This is a genomic window from Streptomyces sp. NPDC059009 (assembly GCF_042740175.1).
Lineage (GTDB): Bacteria > Actinomycetota > Actinomycetes > Streptomycetales > Streptomycetaceae > Streptomyces.
In genome coordinates this window covers 52,013-72,072 of record NZ_JBHYJB010000036.1, presented here as the reverse complement: position 1 = coordinate 72,072, position 20,060 = coordinate 52,013, and the positions used below count along the sequence as shown (strand labels likewise).

Annotated in this window: 15 protein-coding genes; 8 read left to right on the top strand and 7 right to left on the bottom strand. The window is 71.6% G+C overall.

What is annotated here, in order from left to right:
* Positions 1-179: 179 nt before the first annotated feature.
* Complete coding sequence (locus ACFWYM_RS31290) at positions 180-893, bottom strand: response regulator (RefSeq protein ID WP_384844884.1); 714 nt, start codon at positions 891-893, stop codon at positions 180-182.
* Positions 890-2,605, bottom strand: coding sequence for an ATP-binding protein (locus ACFWYM_RS31285; RefSeq protein WP_384845012.1), 1,716 nt, complete (start codon positions 2,603-2,605; stop codon positions 890-892). The genes ACFWYM_RS31290 and ACFWYM_RS31285 overlap by 4 nt, the downstream gene beginning before the upstream one ends.
* Positions 2,606-2,836: 231 nt before the next feature.
* Here ACFWYM_RS31285 and ACFWYM_RS31280 point away from each other — a divergent pair, with 231 nt between their 5' ends.
* Positions 2,837-4,249, top strand: a complete 1,413-nt coding sequence (locus ACFWYM_RS31280) for a cation:dicarboxylate symporter family transporter (protein ID WP_384844881.1) — start codon at positions 2,837-2,839, stop codon at positions 4,247-4,249.
* Here the strand turns inward: ACFWYM_RS31280 and ACFWYM_RS31275 are convergent, their stop codons facing one another.
* On the bottom strand, positions 4,250-4,885 hold the full coding sequence (locus tag ACFWYM_RS31275) for a TetR/AcrR family transcriptional regulator (protein WP_384844878.1): 636 nt from the start codon (positions 4,883-4,885) through the stop codon (positions 4,250-4,252).
* A 116-nt stretch (positions 4,886-5,001) separates the two neighbouring features.
* On the opposite strand from ACFWYM_RS31275, the gene ACFWYM_RS31270 reads away from it, so the two are divergent.
* From ACFWYM_RS31270 to ACFWYM_RS31240, 7 genes are all read left to right on the top strand, one after another.
* Positions 5,002-6,705 (top strand): MFS transporter, encoded by a 1,704-nt coding sequence (locus ACFWYM_RS31270; RefSeq protein WP_384844875.1) that lies wholly within the window; start codon positions 5,002-5,004, stop codon positions 6,703-6,705.
* Positions 6,706-6,772: 67 nt separating this feature from the next.
* On the top strand, positions 6,773-7,000 hold the full coding sequence (locus ACFWYM_RS31265; protein ID WP_384844872.1) for a hypothetical protein: 228 nt from the start codon (positions 6,773-6,775) through the stop codon (positions 6,998-7,000).
* Positions 6,997-7,467 carry an HIT family protein gene (locus tag ACFWYM_RS31260; protein ID WP_384844869.1) on the top strand — a complete coding sequence of 157 codons (471 nt, stop codon included), beginning with the start codon at positions 6,997-6,999 and terminating at the stop codon, positions 7,465-7,467. The genes ACFWYM_RS31265 and ACFWYM_RS31260 overlap by 4 nt, the downstream gene beginning before the upstream one ends.
* 58 nt (positions 7,468-7,525) lie before the next feature.
* The gene (locus ACFWYM_RS31255; RefSeq protein WP_384844866.1) at positions 7,526-8,992 is read left to right on the top strand and encodes an AAA family ATPase; all 1,467 of its coding nucleotides are present in this window, start codon (positions 7,526-7,528) and stop codon (positions 8,990-8,992) included.
* A gap of 41 nt (positions 8,993-9,033) precedes the next feature.
* Entirely contained in the window at positions 9,034-9,441 is a 408-nt protein-coding gene (locus ACFWYM_RS31250; protein ID WP_384844863.1) for a MerR family transcriptional regulator, read from the top strand.
* Positions 9,438-9,770 carry a thioredoxin gene (trxA, locus tag ACFWYM_RS31245; RefSeq protein ID WP_384844861.1) on the top strand — a complete coding sequence of 111 codons (333 nt, stop codon included), beginning with the start codon at positions 9,438-9,440 and terminating at the stop codon, positions 9,768-9,770. The genes ACFWYM_RS31250 and trxA overlap by 4 nt, the downstream gene beginning before the upstream one ends.
* A gap of 150 nt (positions 9,771-9,920) precedes the next feature.
* Positions 9,921-12,179: a HelD family protein gene (locus ACFWYM_RS31240; RefSeq protein ID WP_384844858.1), complete on the top strand. Its 2,259-nt coding sequence runs from the start codon at positions 9,921-9,923 to the stop codon at positions 12,177-12,179.
* Here ACFWYM_RS31240 and glgB read toward each other — a convergent pair.
* From glgB to ACFWYM_RS31220, 4 genes are all read right to left on the bottom strand, one after another.
* On the bottom strand, positions 12,154-14,556 hold the full coding sequence (glgB, locus tag ACFWYM_RS31235; protein ID WP_384844855.1) for a 1,4-alpha-glucan branching enzyme: 2,403 nt from the start codon (positions 14,554-14,556) through the stop codon (positions 12,154-12,156). The genes ACFWYM_RS31240 and glgB overlap by 26 nt on opposite strands.
* A gap of 42 nt (positions 14,557-14,598) precedes the next feature.
* On the bottom strand, positions 14,599-15,987 hold the full coding sequence (locus ACFWYM_RS31230) for a maltokinase (protein ID WP_384844852.1): 1,389 nt from the start codon (positions 15,985-15,987) through the stop codon (positions 14,599-14,601).
* Positions 15,988-16,089: 102 nt separating this feature from the next.
* The gene (gene treS, locus ACFWYM_RS31225) at positions 16,090-17,790 is read right to left on the bottom strand and encodes a maltose alpha-D-glucosyltransferase (protein WP_384844849.1); all 1,701 of its coding nucleotides are present in this window, start codon (positions 17,788-17,790) and stop codon (positions 16,090-16,092) included.
* The gene (locus tag ACFWYM_RS31220; RefSeq protein WP_384844846.1) at positions 17,787-19,880 is read right to left on the bottom strand and encodes an alpha-1,4-glucan--maltose-1-phosphate maltosyltransferase; all 2,094 of its coding nucleotides are present in this window, start codon (positions 19,878-19,880) and stop codon (positions 17,787-17,789) included. Before ACFWYM_RS31220 ends, treS begins: the two co-directional genes overlap by 4 nt.
* Between the last annotated feature and the right edge of the window lie 180 nt (positions 19,881-20,060).

Below are 20,060 nucleotides of genomic sequence, written 5' to 3'. Positions count from 1 at the left end.
GCCGCGTGGGGCTGCGAGGTGAACGTAAGCGGGGGCTCGGAGCAAGGTCAATGGGCGTGCGTGGGTGCCGCGTTGATGCGTGACAACGTTGTTATTCGGGGGTGGAGGCTGGAGGGAACCTTGGCTGTGCCCTGTTAATTGGAGTGCTGGGGTGGGTAGTTGGGGGTACTTGGAGGAGTTTACGGGCGTGGGGTGCGTGTCCAGCGGTAGCTCAGCTCCGGGCGGCCCACCTGGCCGTAGCGGGGGGTGCGTTCGGCGCGGCCCGCGTCGACGAGGTGTTCCAGATAGCGGCGGGCCGTGATGCGGGAGATGCCCAGGGTTTCGGCGGTGGTTGTTGCTGTCAGGCCCTCGGGGTCGGCCTGGCGGAGCGCCTGGGTGACCCGTTCCAGGGTGGGGGCGCTCAGGCCCTTCGGGAGCTCGGCGGGGCCCGGTGCGCGCAGGGCCGAGAGGGCGCGGTCCACCTCGTCCTGGCCGCCCGCCTCGCCGGTGGCCGCGCGGAACTCCGCGTACCGGACGAGGCGGTCGCGCAGGGTCGCGAAGGTGAAGGGCTTGAGGACGTACTGGACGACGCCGAGCGAGACACCTTCTCGTACGACGGTCAGGTCGCGGGCCGACGTCACGGCGATGACGTCCGCGCGGTGGCCCGCGGCGCGGAGTGAGCGGGCGAGCTGGAGGCCGTGGCCGTCGGGGAGGTTGAGGTCCAGGAGGAGGAGGTCGACGGGTTCGCGGTCCAGTGTGCGTTGCGCTTCCGCGCCGGTGTGGGCGGGTTTCGCTATCGCTGTGAAGCCGGGGACTCTGTTGACGTAGAGGACGTGGGCGTCCGCCGCGACGGGGTCGTCTTCGACGACGAGTACGCGGATGTCGGGTGCCGTCTTGGTGGGGGCTGGACTCATGGGTGGGGCTCCCGGCCTTTTTCGGGGCTTGGCCTCTTGTACTGCGTTCCCTCGGGGGTGGGTGTTTCTTCGGCGCTCCGCGCCGGGGCCTTGGCGCTCCGCGCCGCCTCCCCGCCGCTCCGCGGCGCATCTCCCACCCGCCCACCCGGCACCCTGCGACCCCCCGCCGAACCAGCCCCCGGCAGTCTCACCGTGAATTCCGCGCCGCCCTCCGGAGCCCCGGACACCCTCAGCGTCCCCCCATGCCTCCCCACCGCCTGCCGCGTCAGCGCGAGCCCCAGCCCCCGTGTCCCCTTCGTCGTCTTCGTCGTCCAGCCGCGGCGGAACACCGCCTCCCGGTGAGCCGGATCCACGCCAGGGCCTGTGTCCGAGACGCGGAGAAGGAGGGCGCCCTCGTCGGCGCGGGCCGTGACCGTCACGTGGGCCCGCGGGGAGCCCTGTGCCGCCTCCACCGCGTTGTCGATGAGGTTGCCGAGGATCGTCACCAGGTCGCGGGAGGGGAGGGCGGACGGGAGGACCGCGTCGTCGATGCGGGTGTCGGGGGAGACCAGGAGCTCCACCCCGTTCTCGTTGGCCTGGGCCGCCTTGCCGAGGAGGAGTGCCGCGAGGATCGGTTCGTTGACCGCTGCCACCACGCGGTCGGTGAGGGCCTGGGCCAGTTCCAGCTCGGCCGTGGCGAAGTCCACCGCCTCGTCGGCGCGGTCGAGTTCGATGAGGGAGACCACCGTGTGGAGGCGGTTGGCGGCCTCGTGGGCCTGGGAGCGGAGGGCGCGCGTGAAGCCGCGCTCCGAGTCCAACTCGCCTGTCAGGGCTTGGAGTTCGGTGTGGTCGCGGAGGGTGACCACTGTGCCGCGGCGTTCGCCGCCGGAGACGGGGGAGGTGTTGACCACCACCACCCGGTCCGCGGTGAGGTGCACCTCGTCGACGCGGGGCTCGGCGGCGAGGAGCGCGCCGGTCAGGGGGGCGGGCAGGCCCAGTTCCGCCACGTTGCGGCCGACCACGTGGTCCGTCCCGCGCACCCCGAGGAGGTCGCGGGCGCCGTCGTTGATCAGGGCGATGCGGCGCTGTCCGTCGAGCATCAGCAGGCCCTCGCGCACGGCGTGCAGGGCGGCCTGGTGGTAGTCGTGCATGCGGCTGAGCTCGGCGGCGTTCATGCCGTGGGTGTGGCGGCGCAGGCGGGCGTTGATGACGTAGGTGCCGACGGCGCCGAGCAGGAGCGCCGCCGCGGCCACGCCGAGGAGCGTGAGGAGCTGGCCCCGGGCCCGCTCGCTGATGTTCTCGATGGTGATGCCCGCGCTGACCAGTCCGGTGATGCGGCCGCCGTCGTGGACGGGGGTGACCACGCGCACGGAGGCGCCGAGGGTGCCGGTGTAGGTCTCGGTGAAGGTCTCGCCGCGCAGGGCGGCCGCGCGGTGGCCGAGGAAGCGTTCGCCGATGTGGCGGGGGTCGGGGTGGGTCCAGCGGGTGCCGTCCGGGGCCATGATCGTGACGAAGTCGACGCCGGTGTGGGCCCGCACCTGCTTCGCGTACGGCTGGAGCTTCGCCGTGGGGTCGCTGCCGCGGATGGCCTCCCGTACCGAGGGGGTGTCGGCGACGGCCCGCGCCGTCGCGGTCGCCTGGCGGCGCGCGGACTCCTCCGCCTGGCGCCGGTCGCTGACGTAGGTGAACAGGGCGCACCCGGCGACGACGATCGTGACCAGCACGATCTGCATCGCGAAGAGCTGGCCCGCGAGGCTGCGGGGGCGGTGTGGACGGGTGAGCGGCACGCTGCCAGTCTGCCTTCACGTATAAGCGTGAACTAAATGAACGTAAGGGTGACCGTCCTCACAGGGCGGGAGATAGTCGCCGGGATCGCCAGGACGTGAGCCGCACGCACTGCGCGTACGCGAGCCGGCCACGGCCGGGGCACATGGCTCGGGCCGGGTACGGCCGGAGCACTGGGCATGACGACATCGAAGGCTGACGACGCAGTCGGCAAGGAGGCACCCGTGACCGAGGGACAGGGAACGGCACCCGCCGCCAGACGGGACCGCACGCACTATCTCTACATCGCCGTCATCGGTGCCGTGTTCCTCGGCATCGCGGTCGGCTTCATCTGGCCGGACTTCGCCAAGGAGCTGAAGCCCATCGGCACGGGCTTCGTCGCGCTCATCAAGATGATGATCTCGCCCATCATCTTCTGCACGATCGTGCTCGGCGTCGGCTCGGTGCGGAAGGCCGCGCAGGTCGGCAAGGTCGGCGGGCTCGCGCTCGGCTACTTCATCGCGATGTCGGCGGTGGCGCTCGCGATTGGCCTGATCGTGGGCAACATCCTGCACCCGGGCTCCGGCATGGACCTCACGAACTCGGTGAAGGAGGCCGGGCACACGGCCGCCGACGAGGCGAGCGAGGGGCCCGTCAAGTTCCTGCTCGGGATCATCCCGACCACCATGATCTCGGCGTTCACCCAGGAGAAGGTCCTGCAGACCCTCCTCGTCGCGCTGCTCGTCGGCTTCGCGCTGCAGGGGATGGGGGCGGCGGGCGAGCCGATCCTGCGCGGGGTCGGCCACATCCAGAAGCTGGTCTTCCGTGTCCTCGCGATGGTCATGTGGGCCGCACCGGTCGGCGCGTTCGGCGCGATGGCGGCCGTCGTCGGGGAGACCGGCGTGGACGCGTTGAAGGCGCTCGCCACGATCATGATCGGGTTCTACGTGACCTGTGTGCTCTTCGTGGTCGTGGTGCTCGGCACGCTGCTGCGCCTGGTCACCGGGGTCAATCTCTTCAAGCTGCTCAGGTATCTGGGCCGGGAGTTCCTGCTGATCCTCTCCACGTCCTCGTCCGAGTCGGCGCTGCCGCGGCTCATCGCGAAGATGGAGCACCTGGGGGTCAGCCGGCCGGTCGTCGGCATCACCGTCCCGACGGGGTACTCCTTCAACCTCGACGGCACGATGATCTATCTGACGATGGCCTCGCTGTTCATCGCCGATGCCATGGACCAGCCGCTGGGCATCGGTGAGCAGATCACCCTGCTCCTGTTCATGATGATCGCGTCCAAGGGCGCGGCGGGCGTGTCCGGTTCGGGCATCGCGGTGCTCGCGAGCGGGCTGCAGTCGCACAAGCCGGCGCTCGTCGACGGGGTCGGGCTCATCATCGGCGTCGACCGCTTCATGAGCGAGGCCCGCGCCCTCACCAACTTCGCGGGCAATGCGGTGGCCACGCTCCTGATCGGTACGTGGACGAAGGAGGTCGACCGGGAGCGGGTCGCCCAAGTCCTCGACGGGAAGCTGCCGTTCGACGAGAAGACGCTGCTGGACGACGGTCACGGGGACGTTCCGGAGCAGCGGAAGCCGGAGCCGGAGGCGGTCACCCAGCGTTGATCACTGAGAGGTGATCCGGGCCACCAGCCGGGTGGCCTCGGAGGCGGGCAGGCCCGCCGCGGTCAGGAACGTGACCGCGGCGGCCCTGCCCGCCTCTTCGCGTGCCAGGTCCCCCGCGTTGACCGCGTCCATCAGGCCCAGCATCACGTGGTCGCAGACGTGCGAGAGCGCCTCGGCCGGTACGGGGGACTGGAACGCGCCCTGCTCCTGGCCCCGCCGGATCACCGCGGCCCCGGCGGCGCGCACCGGGGCGAGCCGTGCGTGCAGCCCCTCCACCGTGACGCTGCGCCGGGCCAGGGAGAGCAGCAGCCGGTAGCGGTCGGCGACCTCCCAGACGGCGAGCACCGAGCGGGCCAGGGACTCGGCCGGGTCGTCGACGCCCTCGGCGCCCGCGTGGTGCGCGTCGAGCACGGCGGTCATGGCCTCGTCCACGAGCGCGCCGACCAGCGCCTCGCGGCTGGGGAAGTGGCCGTACACGGTGCGCCGTACGACGCCCGCGGCGCGCGCGATCTGGTCCATGGACGCGTCGGGGTCCTGGAGCAGTTCGGCGAGGGCTACCTCAAGGATGCGGCGGCGGTTGGCGTCGGCTCTGACGCTCGCCTTGCTCGGGTTCGTGGGCCCCTGGCTCGGGTTCATGGGCCCATTCTGCCCCGCGCCCCGCCACGAGTTGCACACTGCTGTGCAAGTTCGGGTAAGTTGCACAGCAGTGTGTAGTTGCACAGCCGTGTGCAGAATGTGAGGGGTGGCTGCCGATGCCTTTGCTGATCAACGAACCCGTCGAGCGGATGGAGAAGCCGTACGCCCGCCGCTGGTGGGCCCTCGGCGTGCTCTGTCTGAGCCTGCTGATCGCCGTGATGGCGAACACCGCGCTGACGGTGGCGGCCCCCGACATGACCATGGACCTCGGCCTGTCCAGCTCGGACCTGCAGTGGGTCATCGACGCGTACACCGTCCCGTATGCCGCGCTGATGCTGCTGCTCGGCGCGATCGGCGACAAGTACAGCCGCCGGGGCGCCCTGGTGCTCGGGCTCCTCGTGATGTGCGGGGGCGCGGCCGCGGGCTCGCTCGTGGACAGCGCCGCCGCGGTCATCGCGGTGCGCGCCGTGATGGGCGTGGGCGCGGCGCTCATCATGCCCGCGACGCTCTCGCTGCTCGCCTCGACGTTCCCGCGGGCGGAGCGGGCCAAGGCGATCACCATCTGGGCGGCGACGTCCGGCATCGCGATCGCGGCGGGCCCGCTGATCGCGGGCGCACTCCTTCGCGACAACGGCTGGCACTCCACGTTCCTGATCAACATCCCAGTGGCGGCGGTCGCGATCATCGGCGCGTTCGTCCTGGTCCCGCCGTCCAAGGCGGCACAGCACGGCCGCATCGACTACGTGGGCGGGCTGCTCTCGGTGGTCTGGGTGGGCTCGCTGATCTTCATGATCATCGACGGCCCGCACTTCGGCTGGGGCGCCCGCGCGATCGGCGCCGCCGTCGTGGCGGCCGTGGGTCTGGTGCTCTTCGTGATCTGGGAGCTGCGCCACCCGCGCCCCGTCCTGGACGTGCGGAAGTTCGCGGGCCGCGCCTTCGCGGGCTCGAACCTGGCCGTCGCGCTCTTCTTCCTCGCGGTCTTCGGCGCCTTCTACTACCTGACCCAGCACCTCCAGTTCGTCCTCGCCTACGACCCGTTGGAGACCGGCGTACGGATGCTGCCGCTGGCCGGCGCGGTCTTCGTCGGCTCGGCGGTCACCGGCATCCTGGCGCCGCGCATCGGCGGCAAGATCATGGTGGTGGCGGGGCTCGTCGGCGGCACGGTGGCCCTCGCGCTGCTCACACAGATCGACGGCGCCTCGACGTACGGGGACTTCGTGGCGCCCCTGATCATCCTCGGGCTCGCGCTGGGCTTCGCGGTGTCGCCGTGCACGGACGTCATCATGGGCGCCTTCCCCGAGTCGGAGCTCGGCGTGGGCGGCGCGGTCAACGACACCTCCCTGGAGCTCGGCGGTTCGCTGGGCATCGCGGTGCTCGGCTCGGTGCTCGCGAGCTCGTACTCCTCGCACCTGACGGACGCGGCACAGGGCACGAAGCTGCCGCCCGAGGCCCTGGAGACCGCCAAGGACTCGGTGGGCGCGGGCAACGGCGTGGCCCAGGCCATCGCCGAGCAGGCCCGCGGTCTCACGGAGAAGGCGGCCCACGCGAGCTCGCCCGAGCAGGCCGCCCAGCTGAAGGCGCAGGCCGAGCAACTCACCCACGGGGCCGTGCAGATGAAGGACGCGGTGGGCTCGGCGTTCTCGGACGCGGTGGCCCACACGAGCCTGGTGGGCGCCGTGCTCCTCGGTGTGGGCGCGGTCGTGGTGGCCCTGGTGCTGCCGGGGCGGCGGTCGGGGGCGGAGGGGGCGACGGGTTCCGCGGAGCCCGAGGCCGCCGAGGCCGCCGCTCCTGTCGCCGAGCGGGCGGACGCGGTCCGCTAGCCTCGTGGTCCTCGGCCCCGCCCGGTTCTGAGCTGGGCCGATGACCGACGGGGGAAGGGGAACTGCCATGGCGCGCAAGCCGGTCCGGGCGGCGATAGGCGAGGTGTGGATCACGTGCCAGGTCTGCGACGGTGATCTGTTCCGCGACCGGGAGGTCAAACTCAACAGCTCGGGCGCGGAGTTCATGAACCTCGCGTGGGCCAACGAGTCCGCGACCGGGCTGATCTGCTGGATCTGCGGCTATGTCCACCTGTTCGCGAACCGGGACATCAAGCTCTACAAGGCGGACAAGTGAGTCGGGGCGCCGCCGCCCGGTCGCCGTGCCTCGCCTGCGAACTGGCCGACGGGCGGGCCGAGTTGCCCGGCGGCACCGTCCTGCGGACCGCGCTCTGGACCGTCGAGCACTGCGTCGGCCCGCTCGGCGTCGGCACCCTCGTGGTCAAGCCGCTGCGGCATGTCACGGGGGTGCACGAGCTGACCGGCGCCGAGGCGGCGGAGCTCGGTCCCCTGCTCAGCCGGGTAAGCGGCGCCGTCCGCGAGGTGGTTGAGGACTGTGAGCAGGTGTACGTCTGCCTCTGGTCGCACGCGGGGCGGGTGCCGGGCCACCTCCACTTCGTCGTGCAGCCGGCCCGCACCGCCGACCTCGACCGGCACGACGCGTACGGGCCCGCCCTGCAGACGGCCCAGTTCGCGGCCGGTGAGGCACCGGAACCGGGCGCCGTCGCCGAGGTGTGCGAGCGGCTGCGCGGCCTGCCGGTCTGACCCGGCCGACCCGTGCGGCCGCGTTGACGGTGGCGCTGCTTCCGGGTCACGCTGAGGCGTGGATGACGCGGCGCAGCCCGCCGGACGGGCCGATCTCGAGCGTGTGGGAGACCTGTTCCAGGAGTTCCTGGAGGCCGTGGCGCGCCGGGGCCGGGGCGAGGACCAGGGGCGTGAACTCACTGCCCGGCTGCGCGAGCACCTCGGTTCGGAACCCGGCGGGACACCCGTCCTCAAGGCGACCTACCCGGCGTACGACCATCCCAATGTGCACCGCGCCCTGGAGCGCTGGTTCACCACGGACGGGCGGACCCATGAGCTCATCGGCCTGACGGGCGCCGCGCACCGCGGCATGTACACCCTCTCCGAGATGCTCGAATCGGCCGACCGCTACGACAAGTTCGTGGTCGGCGCCGTCGACTACGCCTATCTCCCGGTGTCGCCGGACGAGGAACTCGCCTGCGTCTCCTTCGGGTTCTACCTCGGCACGGACGGCGCCGACCGCTATGTGGTGCTGCTGCGCGGCCCGAACGACGAGTACGGCAGCGAGAAGGTGCAGGTCGAGGTGATCGCCCCGGCGCGGGACGCGGCCCGGCGGCTGCTCGGCGGCATCGACGCGCTGATCCGCGCGGACAACATCTACCGCGGCCAGGTCCTCTCCTTCGAGGGCTCCGACTTCGGCGACGGCCTCGGCCCGTTCCGCTTCCACCGCAGGCCCGGCCTCGACCGCGACCGGATCGTGCTGCCCCCGGGGCTGTTGGAGCGGGTGGAGCGGCAGGTCGTCGGCGTCGCCCGGCACCGCGACCGGCTGCGGTCCGCGGGCCAGCACCTGCGGCGCGGCCTCCTGCTGTACGGGCCGCCGGGCACCGGCAAGACGCACACGGTGCGCTATCTGCTCTCCCACCTCCCGGACTTCACCGTCGTGCTGCTCGCCGGCTCCGGCATCGACCGGATCGGCTCGGCCTGCGCCCTCGCCCGCATGCTCCAGCCCGCCCTCGTCGTCCTGGAGGACTGCGACCTGATCGCCGAGTCCCGCGACTACCCCGGCGAACACTCGCTGCTCTTCGAGGTGTTGAACGAGATGGACGGCCTCGGCGACGACGCCGACGTGACCTTCCTGCTCACCACGAACCGCGCCGACCTGCTCGAACCCGCCCTCGCCCAGCGCCCCGGCCGCGTCGACCTCGCCGTGGAGATCCCACTGCCCGACGCGGCGGGGCGGCGCGCGCTGTTCTCCCTGTACGGGGGCGGGCTCGGCCTCGCGCCGGAGGCGGCCGGGGAGATCGTGGCGCGGACGGAGGGCACCACGGCGTCCTTCATGAAGGAACTGGTGCGCCGGGCGGTCCTGATCGGCGCCGAGCGCGCCGCGGGCCCCACGTCCCCCGACGACCTGCGCACCGCCGCCGACGAGCTCCTCTCCGACCGCGACCTCCTCACCCGCCGCCTGCTGGGCGTGCCGGGCGAGGAGGACCCGGAGGAACCGGAGGGCCCAGAAGGCATGGAGGACATGGAGGACCTCGACGAATAGCGCTGGCCTTGACCCCGGCGTCAACGTCTACCGTCGTACGCATGCGAATCGGCGAGCTCGCGGCCCGCGCGGGGACCACCACGCGGACGCTGCGCTACTACGAGACCCGGGGCCTGCTGCCCGCACGGCGCGGCGGCAACGGCTACCGCACGTACGACGAGGACGATCTGCGGCTGCTGCGGCAGATCAAGACGCTGCAGGACTTCGGCTTCGACCTGGAGGAGACGCGGCCCTTCGTGGAGTGCCTGCGCTCCGGGCACCAGGAGGGCGACTCCTGCCCGGCCTCGCTCGCCGTCTACCGCAAGAAGCTGGCCGAACTCGACGCGCTGATAGGCGAGTTGAGCGCGGTACGGGAACAGGTCGGCGCGCAGCTCGTGCGCGCCGAGGCGGCGCTTCCGGGTGGTCCGGAGCCGCGCTGTGAACTGCACGGGAAGGGTGAGGGGCGATGAAGGCAGCCGGGGTGGCCGAGGTGAGTGACGCGGATTTCGCGGGGGAGGTGCTGGGGGAGCGGGGCAGGCCGGTCCTGGTGGAGTTCACGGCGGACTGGTGCGGGCCCTGCCGTCAGCTCGCGCCCGTACTGAGTGAGATCAACCGCGAGGAGGCGGACCGGATCAAGATCGTGCAGCTGGATGTGGACCGGAGCCCGGAGACGGCGATCGCGTACCGGGTGCTCTCCGCGCCGACCATGATCGTTTTCCGGGACGGTGAGCCGGTGAAGCAGATGGTGGGGGCGCGGCCGAAGCGGAAGCTCCTCGCGGACCTGGCCGACGTGCTCTGAGAACTGATGGGCAAAGAAAAAGCCCCGGACGAATTGACGTCCGGGGTCTTTCTCTGCGTATATTGGATTCTTTCGCGAAGCCCTGTCCAAATAGACATGCGGGCATCACGGGAAGCTTTATAAGAGCACTGTAACTGGCGAGGGGCTGAATTGTCAACCGAGGAATTGCGGGAAGAGCAGCAATTCGTCTCCGGGCTGTACGCGCGCCTGGACGCGCTGCGCGAGGAGGCCGAGACCGCCGTGCAGGCGTCGTTGTCGCAGGTCGGCAACGGTCTTCAGGCGCGCCTCGAGCGCGATGTGATGGTGGCGGAGCGGTCCGGACTGCTCGCCGCCCTCAATGCGGGCGAGAACGGACTGTGCTTCGGACGGCTCGAATTCCGGGACGGCCGTGATCACCACATCGGCAGGATCGGAATCCGCGCCTCCGACACCGAGCGCACCCCGCTCGTGATCGATTGGCGTGCCGAAGTCGCGCGGCCCTTCTATCTCGCCACCGGGCACACCCCCATGGGCCTGCGGCGGCGCCGCCACCTCACGACCGAGGGGCGCGAGGTCACCGCGCTGCACGACGAGATCCTGGACCTGAGCGACACCACCCGCACCGGGCACGAGGGCGCCAACGCCGACGAGGTGCTGCTCGCCGCCCTCGACTCGGCGCGCACCGGCCGCATGCACGACATCGTGCAGACCATCCAGGCCGAGCAGGACCGCATCATCCGCGCACCCCATCGTGGTGTGCTCGTCGTGGAGGGCGGGCCCGGGACCGGCAAGACCGTCGTCGCGCTGCACCGGGCCGCCTTCCTGCTCTACGCCCACCGTGAGCTGCTCGCCAAGCGCGCCGTCCTGATCGTCGGGCCCAACCCGGCCTTCCTCGGCTACATCAGCGAGGTGCTGCCCGCGCTCGGCGAGACCGGGGTGCTCCTGTCCACGGTCGGGGAGCTGTTCCCCGGCGTGACCGCCACCGGCACCGACAGCCCGGCCGCCGCCGAGGTCAAGGGCCGCGCCGAGATGGCGGACGTGCTCGCCGGCGCCCTGCGCGACCGGCAGCAACTGCCCGAGCCCGGCGCCCCGTTGCTCATCGAGCACGACGACGGCGAGCTGGTCCTGGACTGGACGATCGCCTACGAGGCGCGGGAGAAGGCGCGCGAGGCCGACGTGCCGCACAACCTCGCCCGGCCCACCTTCGCCTTCCACGTCATCGACGCGCTCACCCGGCAGGTGGCCGACCGCATCGGGGCCGACCCGTACGGCGGGCCCAACTTCCTCGGGCCCGACGACCTCGCGCAGATCGGCAAGGCGGTCGCGGCGAGCGCTGAAGTGCACGCGGCCATCCAGGAGTTGTGGCCGGTGCTCACGGCGCAGCAGTTCGTCACGGACTATCTGGAGGAGCCCACGGGGCTCGACGAGACCGATGCCTTCGTCATCCGGAGGCCGCACGGCAGCGCCTGGACGCCCGCCGACATCCCGCTGCTCGACGAGGCCGCCGAGCTGCTCGGCCACGACGACAGCGCCGAGCGGGCCGCCGCCGAGGCCGAGTGGCAGGAGCAGGTCGCCTACGCGCAGGGCGTGTTGGACGTGTCGCGGGCCTCGCGGACGTACGAGTTCGAGGACAAGGACGAGGAGGACGCCGAGGTCCTGCTCGCGCACAACATCATCGACGCCGAGCGGATGGCCGAGCGGCAGGAGGAGCTGGATCACCGCAGCGCCGCCGAGCGGGCGGCGGCCGACCGGACCTGGGCGTTCGGGCACATCATCGTCGACGAGGCGCAGGAGCTGTCCGCGATGGCGTGGCGGCTGCTGATGCGGCGCTGCCCCACCCGCTCCATGACGCTCGTCGGCGACCCGGCGCAGACCGCCGAGGCCGGCGGCTGCGGCTCGTGGGAGTCGATCCTCCAGCCGTACGTCTCTGACCGGTGGGAGTACACGCGGCTCGGGGTCAACTACCGCACGCCCGTGGAGATCATGGACGTCGCGGCCGAGGTGCCGAGGGCGACCGACCCCGGCTTCCGGCCGCCGAGTTCGGTGCGCTCCACCGGCGTACGGCCGTGGGCGCGGCAGGCCGACGACCTGGCGGCCGCCGTGGCCGACGCGGTCGCCGAGGGGCTGCCCGAGGAGGGGCGCCTCGCCGTGATCGCCCCGCGCGAGCTCCACGGTGAGCTCGCCGGAAAGCTCCCCGGGGTGACGGCCGGGGAGGCCCCGGACCTGACGCGGCCGGTCGTGCTGATCGACCCGCGTCAGGCGAAGGGCCTCGAGTTCGACGCGGTGCTCGTCGTGGAGCCCGCCCGGTACGGCGCCAGCGATCTGTACGTGGCCCTGACCCGGGCCACCCAGACGCTCGGCGTCCTGCACCGGGAGGGGCTGCCGGACGCGGTCGCGGCGGCACTCACACCGGCCGCAGCCACACCGTAGCCAGCGGGGGCAGGGTCAGCTGGAGGCTCGCGGGGCGGCCGTGCGCGCCCCGCGAGTCCGGCTTCAGGGGGCCGGGGTTGAGGATGTCGCCGCCGCCGTAGCGGGCCGCGTCCGTGTTCAGGACCTCCTGCCAGGCCGTGAACTCCTCGGGCACGCCGAGCCGGTACTCGTGCCGCACCACCGGTGAGAAGTGCGAGACCGCGAGCAGCGGCGTGCCCTCGGCGTCGTAGCGGAGGAAGGCGAAGACGTTGTCCTCGGACGCGTCGCCGTCCACCCAGGCGAAGCCGCCGGGGTCGGTGTCGCGCTGCCAGAGCGCGGGCTCCGTCCGGTAGACCATGTTCAGGTCGCGGACCAGGTCCCGCACGCCCCGGTGGTCCGGCTCCGCCCCGTACGCCGGGTCGAGCAGCCACCAGTCCGGTCCGTGCGCCTCCGACCACTCGGCGCCCTGCGCGAACTCCTGCCCCATGAAAAGGAGTTGCTTGCCCGGGTGGGCCCACATGAAGCCCAGATAGGCGCGGTGGTCGGCGCGCTGCTGCCACCAGTCGCCCGGCATCTTGGAGACCAGCGACCGCTTGCCGTGCACGACCTCGTCGTGGGAGATCGGCAGGACGTAGTTCTCGGAGTACGCGTACACCATCGAGAACGTCATCTCGTTGTGGTGGTACTTGCGGTGGACCGGCTCGTGGGTCATGTACTCCAGCGAGTCGTGCATCCAGCCCATGTTCCACTTCAGGCCGAAGCCGAGCCCGCCGAAGCCGCCGGGGCCGCTGTGGTGCGTCGCACGGGTCACGCCGTCCCAGGCGGTGGACTCCTCGGCGATGGTGACGACGCCGGGGGAGCGGCGGTAGACGGTGGCGTTCATCTCCTGGAGGAAGGCGACGGCGTCGAGGTTCTCGCGGCCGCCGTGCACGTTCGGGGTCCACTCGCCGTGCTCGCGCGAGTAGTCGAGGTAGAGCATCGAGGCGACGGCGTCCACCCGCAGGCCGTCGATGTGGAACTCCTCGCACCAGTAACTCGCGTTGGCGACCAGGAAGTTGCGGACCTCCGTGCGGCCGTAGTCGAACTCCAGGGTGCCCCAGTCGGGGTGCGCGGCCCGCGCCGGGTCCTCGTGCTCGTACAGGGGCCGCCCGTCGAACTCGGCGAGCGCCCAGTCGTCGCGCGGGAAGTGCGCGGGCACCCAGTCCATGAGGACGCCGATGCCCGCGCGGTGCAGACAGTCGACCAGGTACTTGAAGTCGTCGGGGGTGCCGAGCCGGGCCGTCGGCGCGTAGAAGCCGGTGACCTGGTAGCCCCAGGAGCCGCCGAAGGGGTGCTCGGCGACGGGCAGCAGCTCCACGTGCGTGAAGCCCAAGTCTGCTACGTACGGAGGGAGTTGGTGGGCAAGCTGGCGGTAAGTGAGGCCGGGGCGCCAGGACGCCAGATGGACCTCGTACACGGAGAACGGCGCCGCGTGCACGGGCCGGTCCGCGCGCCGCCGCAGCCACTCCTCGTCGTGCCACTCGTGGTGCGACTCGTGCACCACCGAGGAGTTGGCGGGCGGGGCCTCGGTCCGCTGTGCGAGGGGGTCGGCGCGCAGGGTCACGGAACCGTCGGGCCGGGTGACCGCGAACTTGTACAGCTCGCCCTCGCCGACGGACGGCACGAACAGCTCCCACACCCCGCTGGAGCCGAGCGAGCGCATCGCGAAGCCGGTGCCGTCCCAGAAGTTGAAGCCCCCGACGACCCGCACCCCCTGGGCGTTCGGGGCCCACACGGTGAAGCGGGTGCCGGTGGCGCCCTGGTGGACCATCGGGCGGGCCCCGAGCGCCTGCCACAGCTGCTCGTGCCGGCCCTCCCCGATCAGATGGAGGTCGAGCTCCCCGACGGCGGGCAGGAACCGGTACGCGTCGTGGACCTCCAACTCCGTGCCCTCGTACGTGAGATGGAGCCGGTAGTCGTCTGGGACCTCCCGCAGCGGGAGCACCGCCGAGAAGAACCCGTCGCCGTCATCGTGCAGCTCGGCCCGGAAGTCCTTGGCCACGACGGAGACCTTGAGGGCGTACGGGCGCAGCGCGCGGAAGGCGACGCCGTCGGGTGTGGGGTGGGCGCCGAGGACGGAGTGCGGGTCGTGGTGCGTGCCGCGCAGGAGGCGGACGCGGTCGGCGGCGGGGACGGGGGAGACGGGCGGGCTGGTGCCTTCGGGGCCGGTGCCTTCCGTGGTGGCACCTTCCGGGTTGGTGCCCTGTTGGGCGGGAACCGTGGGGGCCTCGGGGGACTTGGGTGCCGCTGTCTTCCGCGCGGCGGGCCTCGGCTTCCCCTGTGCCCCCTTCGTACCCTTGGTTGCTTTGGCACTCTTCGCGGCCGAACGCGGCTTCGGCTGGTCGGACTTGGGGGACACGGGGCAGCCTCCTCGGCGGGAGCAGGAGCAGGAGCGGGACGGTCAGGTGGTGGAGCCGTTGCTGGCGAGGCGGTCGATCGCGGCGAGCGGGACGGGGAGCCAGTCGGGGCGGTGGCGGGCCTCGTAGAGGACCTCGTAGACCGCCTTGTCCGTCTCGTACGCACGCAGGGTGACCGGGTCCGTGCGCGGGTCGCGGCCCGCGACCTCCGCGTACCCGGTGCAGTACGCCGACCGGGCGTGCTCGGCCCACTCGGGGGCCCAGGTCTCGGTGGAGCGGGCCGCGTAGTCGAAGGAGCGGAGCATGCCCGCGACGTCCCGGACGGCGGGCTGCGGGACCCGGCGTTCGGCGAGCGGGCGCACGGGCTCCCCCTCGAAGTCGATCAGGGTCCAGCCCCCGTCGGGGGAGCGCAGGCACTGGCCCAGGTGCAGATCGCCGTGGACCCGCTGGGCCCGCCGGGCGGCGCCCTCGTCGGCGAGCCCGGCGAGCGCTTCGTAGGCGGTGTTCAGGGCGGGGGCGTAGGGGCGCAGCGCCGGGACGGCGACGGCGGTGGCGTCCAGGCGCGCCGTCATGGAGTCGGCGAGGGCGCGCAGCTGGGCACGGCCGAGCGTCACCGTGGGCAGGGCCCGGGCGAGCGAGGTGTGCACCTGGGCGGTGACCCGGCCGAGCGCCCGCGCCTCGTCCTGGAAGTCCTGGCCCTTGGCGAGCTCGCGCAGGGCCAGGTCCCAGCCGTCGGCCGCGCCCTGCAGATAGGGCTGGAGGACGCCGAGGACGAGGGTGTTCTCCGGGGTGTCGGCGTCCGGCTCGGGGTGCGCGGAGAACCACGCGACCGGCGCGGGCACGTGGTCGCAGCCCTGCCGGGCGAGGGCGAGCGGCAGCTCCAGGTCCGGGTTGACGCCGGGCACGACGCGGCGGAAGAGCTTCAGGATGAACGTATCGCCGTAGACGAGCGAGGAGTTGGACTGTTCGGCGCCGAGGGGGCGCGGCACCAGGTCGCCCGGGATCTCTCGCTCCAGGTCCCTGCGGAACCGCAGCACGCCGAGCCGCCCCGGCGAGCGCAGCCGCTCGAAGAGCACCCGCGCGAGCGCCTGGTCGGGCAGCGCGTCGTACACCGTCCGCCCGGCCAGCGGCCCCTCGGTGACATGGCCGATGAGGGCGGGTGCCAGGTGTGGCGGCAGGGCGTCGCGCACCCCGAGCAGCAGCTGGTAGCAGTCCGACGACCGCTCGGACACGGCGTCGACGAGCAGGTGCACAAGCCCCAACTCGCGGCCGGGGGGCAGGAGTTCCGTCGCCGCCAGCACGTCGAACCCGTCCACGGGCCGCCCCTTGCCCGCGAACCACCGCTGCCGCGGCAGCCACGCGCGCAGCAGCGGATCGAGCGAGGCGAGCAGGGCGTTCGTGGTGGCACTTGAGCGGATGGCGGCTTCCGACATGGCGTCGTGTCCTTTCCGCGCCGCGGACAAGGGGGTGCCGGTCGTATCAAGGGGGTGCCGGTCGTATCAGGGGTTGTGGGGAGCGAGTGCCCAACTCTCAGGCTAGGACGCGTCCTTGCGCAGACGGAACCAGTAGAAGCCGTGTCCCGCCAGGGTCAGGAGGTACGGCAGTTCACCGATGGCCGGAAAGCGCACGCCACCGATGAGCTCCACCGGGTGGCGGCCGTTGAACGCCTGCAGGTCCAGCTCCGTGGGCTGCGCGAACCGGGAGAAGTTGTGCACGCACAGCGCGAGGTCGTCCTTGTACTCGCGGAGGAAGGCGAGGACCGCGGGGTTGGACGACGGCAGCTCCGTGTACGTGCCGAGCCCGAACGCCGGGTTCTGCTTGCGGATCTCGATCATCCGGCGCGTCCAGTGCAGGAGCGACGACGGGGACGACATGGACGCCTCGACGTTGGTGACCTGGTACCCGTAGACGGGGTCCATGATCGTCGGCAGGTAGAGGCGGCCCGGATCGCAGGACGAGAAGCCCGCGTTGCGGTCCGGGGTCCACTGCATGGGGGTGCGCACCGCGTCGCGGTCGCCGAGCCAGATGTTGTCGCCCATGCCGATCTCGTCGCCGTAGTAGAGGATCGGCGAGCCCGGCAGGGACAGCAGCAGGGCGGTGAACAGCTCGATCTGGTTGCGGTCGTTGTCGAGGAGCGGGGCGAGGCGGCGGCGGATGCCGATGTTGGCGCGCATGCGCGGGTCCTTGGCGTACTCCGCGTACATGTAGTCGCGCTCCTCGTCGGTGACCATCTCCAGGGTCAGCTCGTCGTGGTTGCGCAGGAAGATGCCCCACTGGCAGCCGGACGGGATGGCCGGGGTCTTGGCGAGGATCTCGGAGACGGGGTAGCGGGACTCGCGGCGCACCGCCATGAAGATGCGCGGCATCACCGGGAAGTGGAACGCCATGTGGCACTCGTCGCCGCCGTTCTCGAAGTCGCCGAAGTAGTCGACGACGTCCTCGGGCCACTGGTTGGCCTCGGCGAGCAGCACGGTGTCGGGGTAGTGCGCGTCGATCTCCGCGCGGACCCGCTTGAGCAGGTCGTGGGTGCGCGGGAGGTTCTCGCAGTTGGTGCCCTCCTCCGCGTACAGGTACGGCACGGCGTCCAGCCGGAACCCGTCGATGCCCAGGTCGAGCCAGAACCTGAGCGCCGAGACGATCTCCTCCTGGACGGCCGGGTTCTCGAAGTTGAGGTCCGGCTGGTGGGAGAAGAAGCGGTGCCAGTAGTACTGCTTGCGGACCGGGTCGAAGGTCCAGTTCGACGCCTCGGTGTCGACGAAGATGATGCGGGCGTCCTGGTACTGCTTGTCGTCGTCGGCCCAGACGTAGTAGTCGCCGTAGGGGCCCTGAGGGTCGGTGCGGGACGCCTGGAACCACGGGTGCTGGTCGCTGGTGTGGTTCATGACGAAGTCGATGATGACCCGCATGCCGCGCTGGTGGGCGCTGTCCACGAACTCCACGAAGTCCGCGAGGTCCCCGAACTCCGGGAGCACCGCGGTGTAGTCGGAGACGTCGTAGCCGCCGTCCCGCAGCGGCGACTGGAAGAACGGCGGCAGCCACAGGCAGTCGACGCCGAGCCACTGCAGATAGTCCAGCTTGGCGGTGATGCCCTTGAGGTCGCCGATGCCGTCGCCGTTGCTGTCCTGGAAGGAGCGGACGAGTACCTCGTAGAAGACGGCGCTCTTGAACCAGTCGGGGTGACGGTCCTTGGCCGGAGTGTCCTCGAATGTGTCCTGGACGGGCTCGTTGACGATCATGGTGTGGGTGACCCTCCGATCAGCGGGGAGGAGGACGGTCGCAGGACGAGTACGTGCGCGGGCGCCCGGCCCGGCTCGAGGCGCACATAGTTGGTCCTGCCCCAGTGGTAGGTCTCGCCGGTGAGCTCGTCGCGCACCGGCACGAACTCGTGCCAGTCCAGGCCGAGTTCCGGCATGTCCAACGAGACCGTGGCCTCCTGGGTGTGGTGAGGGTCGAGGTTGGCGACCACCAGAACCGTGTTCGAGCCGTGGGTGTCCGTGACGGTCTTCGAGTACGCGATCACCGCTTCCTGGTCAGTGGAGTGGAAGTGCAGGTCACGCAGTTGCCGCAGGGCGGGGTTGGCGCGCCTGATCCGGTTGAGGGTGGTGATGAGGGGCGCGATGCTCTGCCCCGTGCGCCCCGCGGACTCCCAGTCGCGCGGCCGCAGTTCGTACTTCTCCGAGTGCAGATACTCCTCGCTGCCCGGACGCAGAGCGGTGTTCTCGCACAGCTCATATCCGCTGTAGACGCCCCAGGTCGGCGAAAGGGTTGCGGCGAGCACGGCCCGCACTTCGAAGGCGGGGCGCCCGCCGTCCTGGAGGTAGGCGTGCAGGATGTCGGGGGTGTTCACAAAGAGGTTGGGCCGCAGATAGTGCGCCGACTCACCGGCCAACTCCCGCAGGTAGTCGGTGAGTTCGTCCTTGCCGTTGCGCCAGGTGAAGTAGGTGTACGACTGCTGGAAGCCGATCGCTGCGAGGGTGCGCAGCATCGCGGGGCGGGTGAACGCCTCGGCGAGGAAGACGACGTCCGGGTCGGTGCCGTTGATGTCCGCGAGCACCGCCTCCCAGAAGGCGACGGGCTTGGTGTGCGGGTTGTCGACGCGGAAGATCCGCACGCCGTGCCCCATCCAGAAGCGGATGAGCCGGATCACCTCGGCGGTGATCCCGGCCAGGTCCCGGTCGAAGGCGATGGGGTAGATGTCCTGGTACTTCTTCGGCGGATTCTCCGCGTACGCGATGGAGCCGTCCGCTCGATGCCGGAACCAGTCGGGATGTTTCTCCACCCATGGGTGGTCGGGGGAGCACTGGAGGGCGAAGTCCAGGGCGACTTCGAGCCCGTGCGACATGGCCTCCCGCACGAAGGCGTCGAAGTCGTCGAGGGTGCCGAGGTCCGGGTGGACGGCGTCGTGCCCGCCCTCCGGGGAGCCGATCGCCCAGGGCACGCCGACGTCGTGCGGCCCGGGGGAGAGGGAGTTGTTGCGCCCCTTGCGGTAGGTGGTGCCGATGGGGTGGACGGGCGGCAGATAGACCACGTCGAAGCCCATCGCGGCGATCGCGGGCAGGCGCCGGGCCGCCGTGCGGAAGGTGCCCGACACGGGTGGCGCGTCGGCGCGCACGACGGCGCCCTCGGAGCGCGGGAAGAACTCGTACCAGGAGCCGAAGAGGGCGCGCTCCCGCTCCACCCGCAGGGGGAACTCCTCGGTGGAGGTGAGGGGTTCGCGCAGCGGGTGGGCGGCGAGCGCGGCGTCCACGTCCGGGGTGAGCGCGGCGGCGAGCCGGGCGACGGGGGAGCGCCCCGAGTCGCGCAGGCCCTCGACGGCGGCGAGGACGGCGGCCCGCAGGCCACCGCCCTCCGCTGCCCCGCCCCCCGGTGCCCCGGCGCTCTCCGGTATCCCGGCGGCCGCCCGCTCGTACAGCCGGGCGCCCTCCTCCAGGACGAGCTCGGTGTCGAGGCCCGCCGGTATCTTGATGTGCGCCGTGTGCCGCCAGGTCGAGACGGGGTCGCCCCACGCCTCGACGGCGAACGTCCACTCGCCCACGCCCCCCGCCGCGGTCGGCGTGACGCGCGCCCCCCACCGGTCGGTGCCCGGCGCCAGCTCCCGCATCGGCGTCCAGGGCCCGGCCCGCCCCTCGGGATCCCGCAGCACGACGTTGGCGGCGACCGCGTCGTGCCCCTCGCGGAAGACGGTGGCGGAGACCTGGAACGTTTCTCCGAGCACGGCCTTGGCGGGGCGCCGGCCGCGGTGCACCACGGGTTCGACGTCGAGGACGGGCACAGTGAGTGAGGGGTCCCCGGTCCTGGAGGGGTCCCTGATTTCGGGTGAGGGCATGACCGCTCCTGTCCGCGTGCGCGAGGGTTGCTGGCGGATTGCTGGGTGTGGAGGGTTCTGCGTCGCTGTACGGGCTTCTGCAAGGGTCCACGTGCATACCGGCCGTACCGGATTCGGCGTACCGGGGGAGCCTTCCCACTCGGTCCGGGTGGGCAATCCGGCCCTTTGTTAACTACTCGC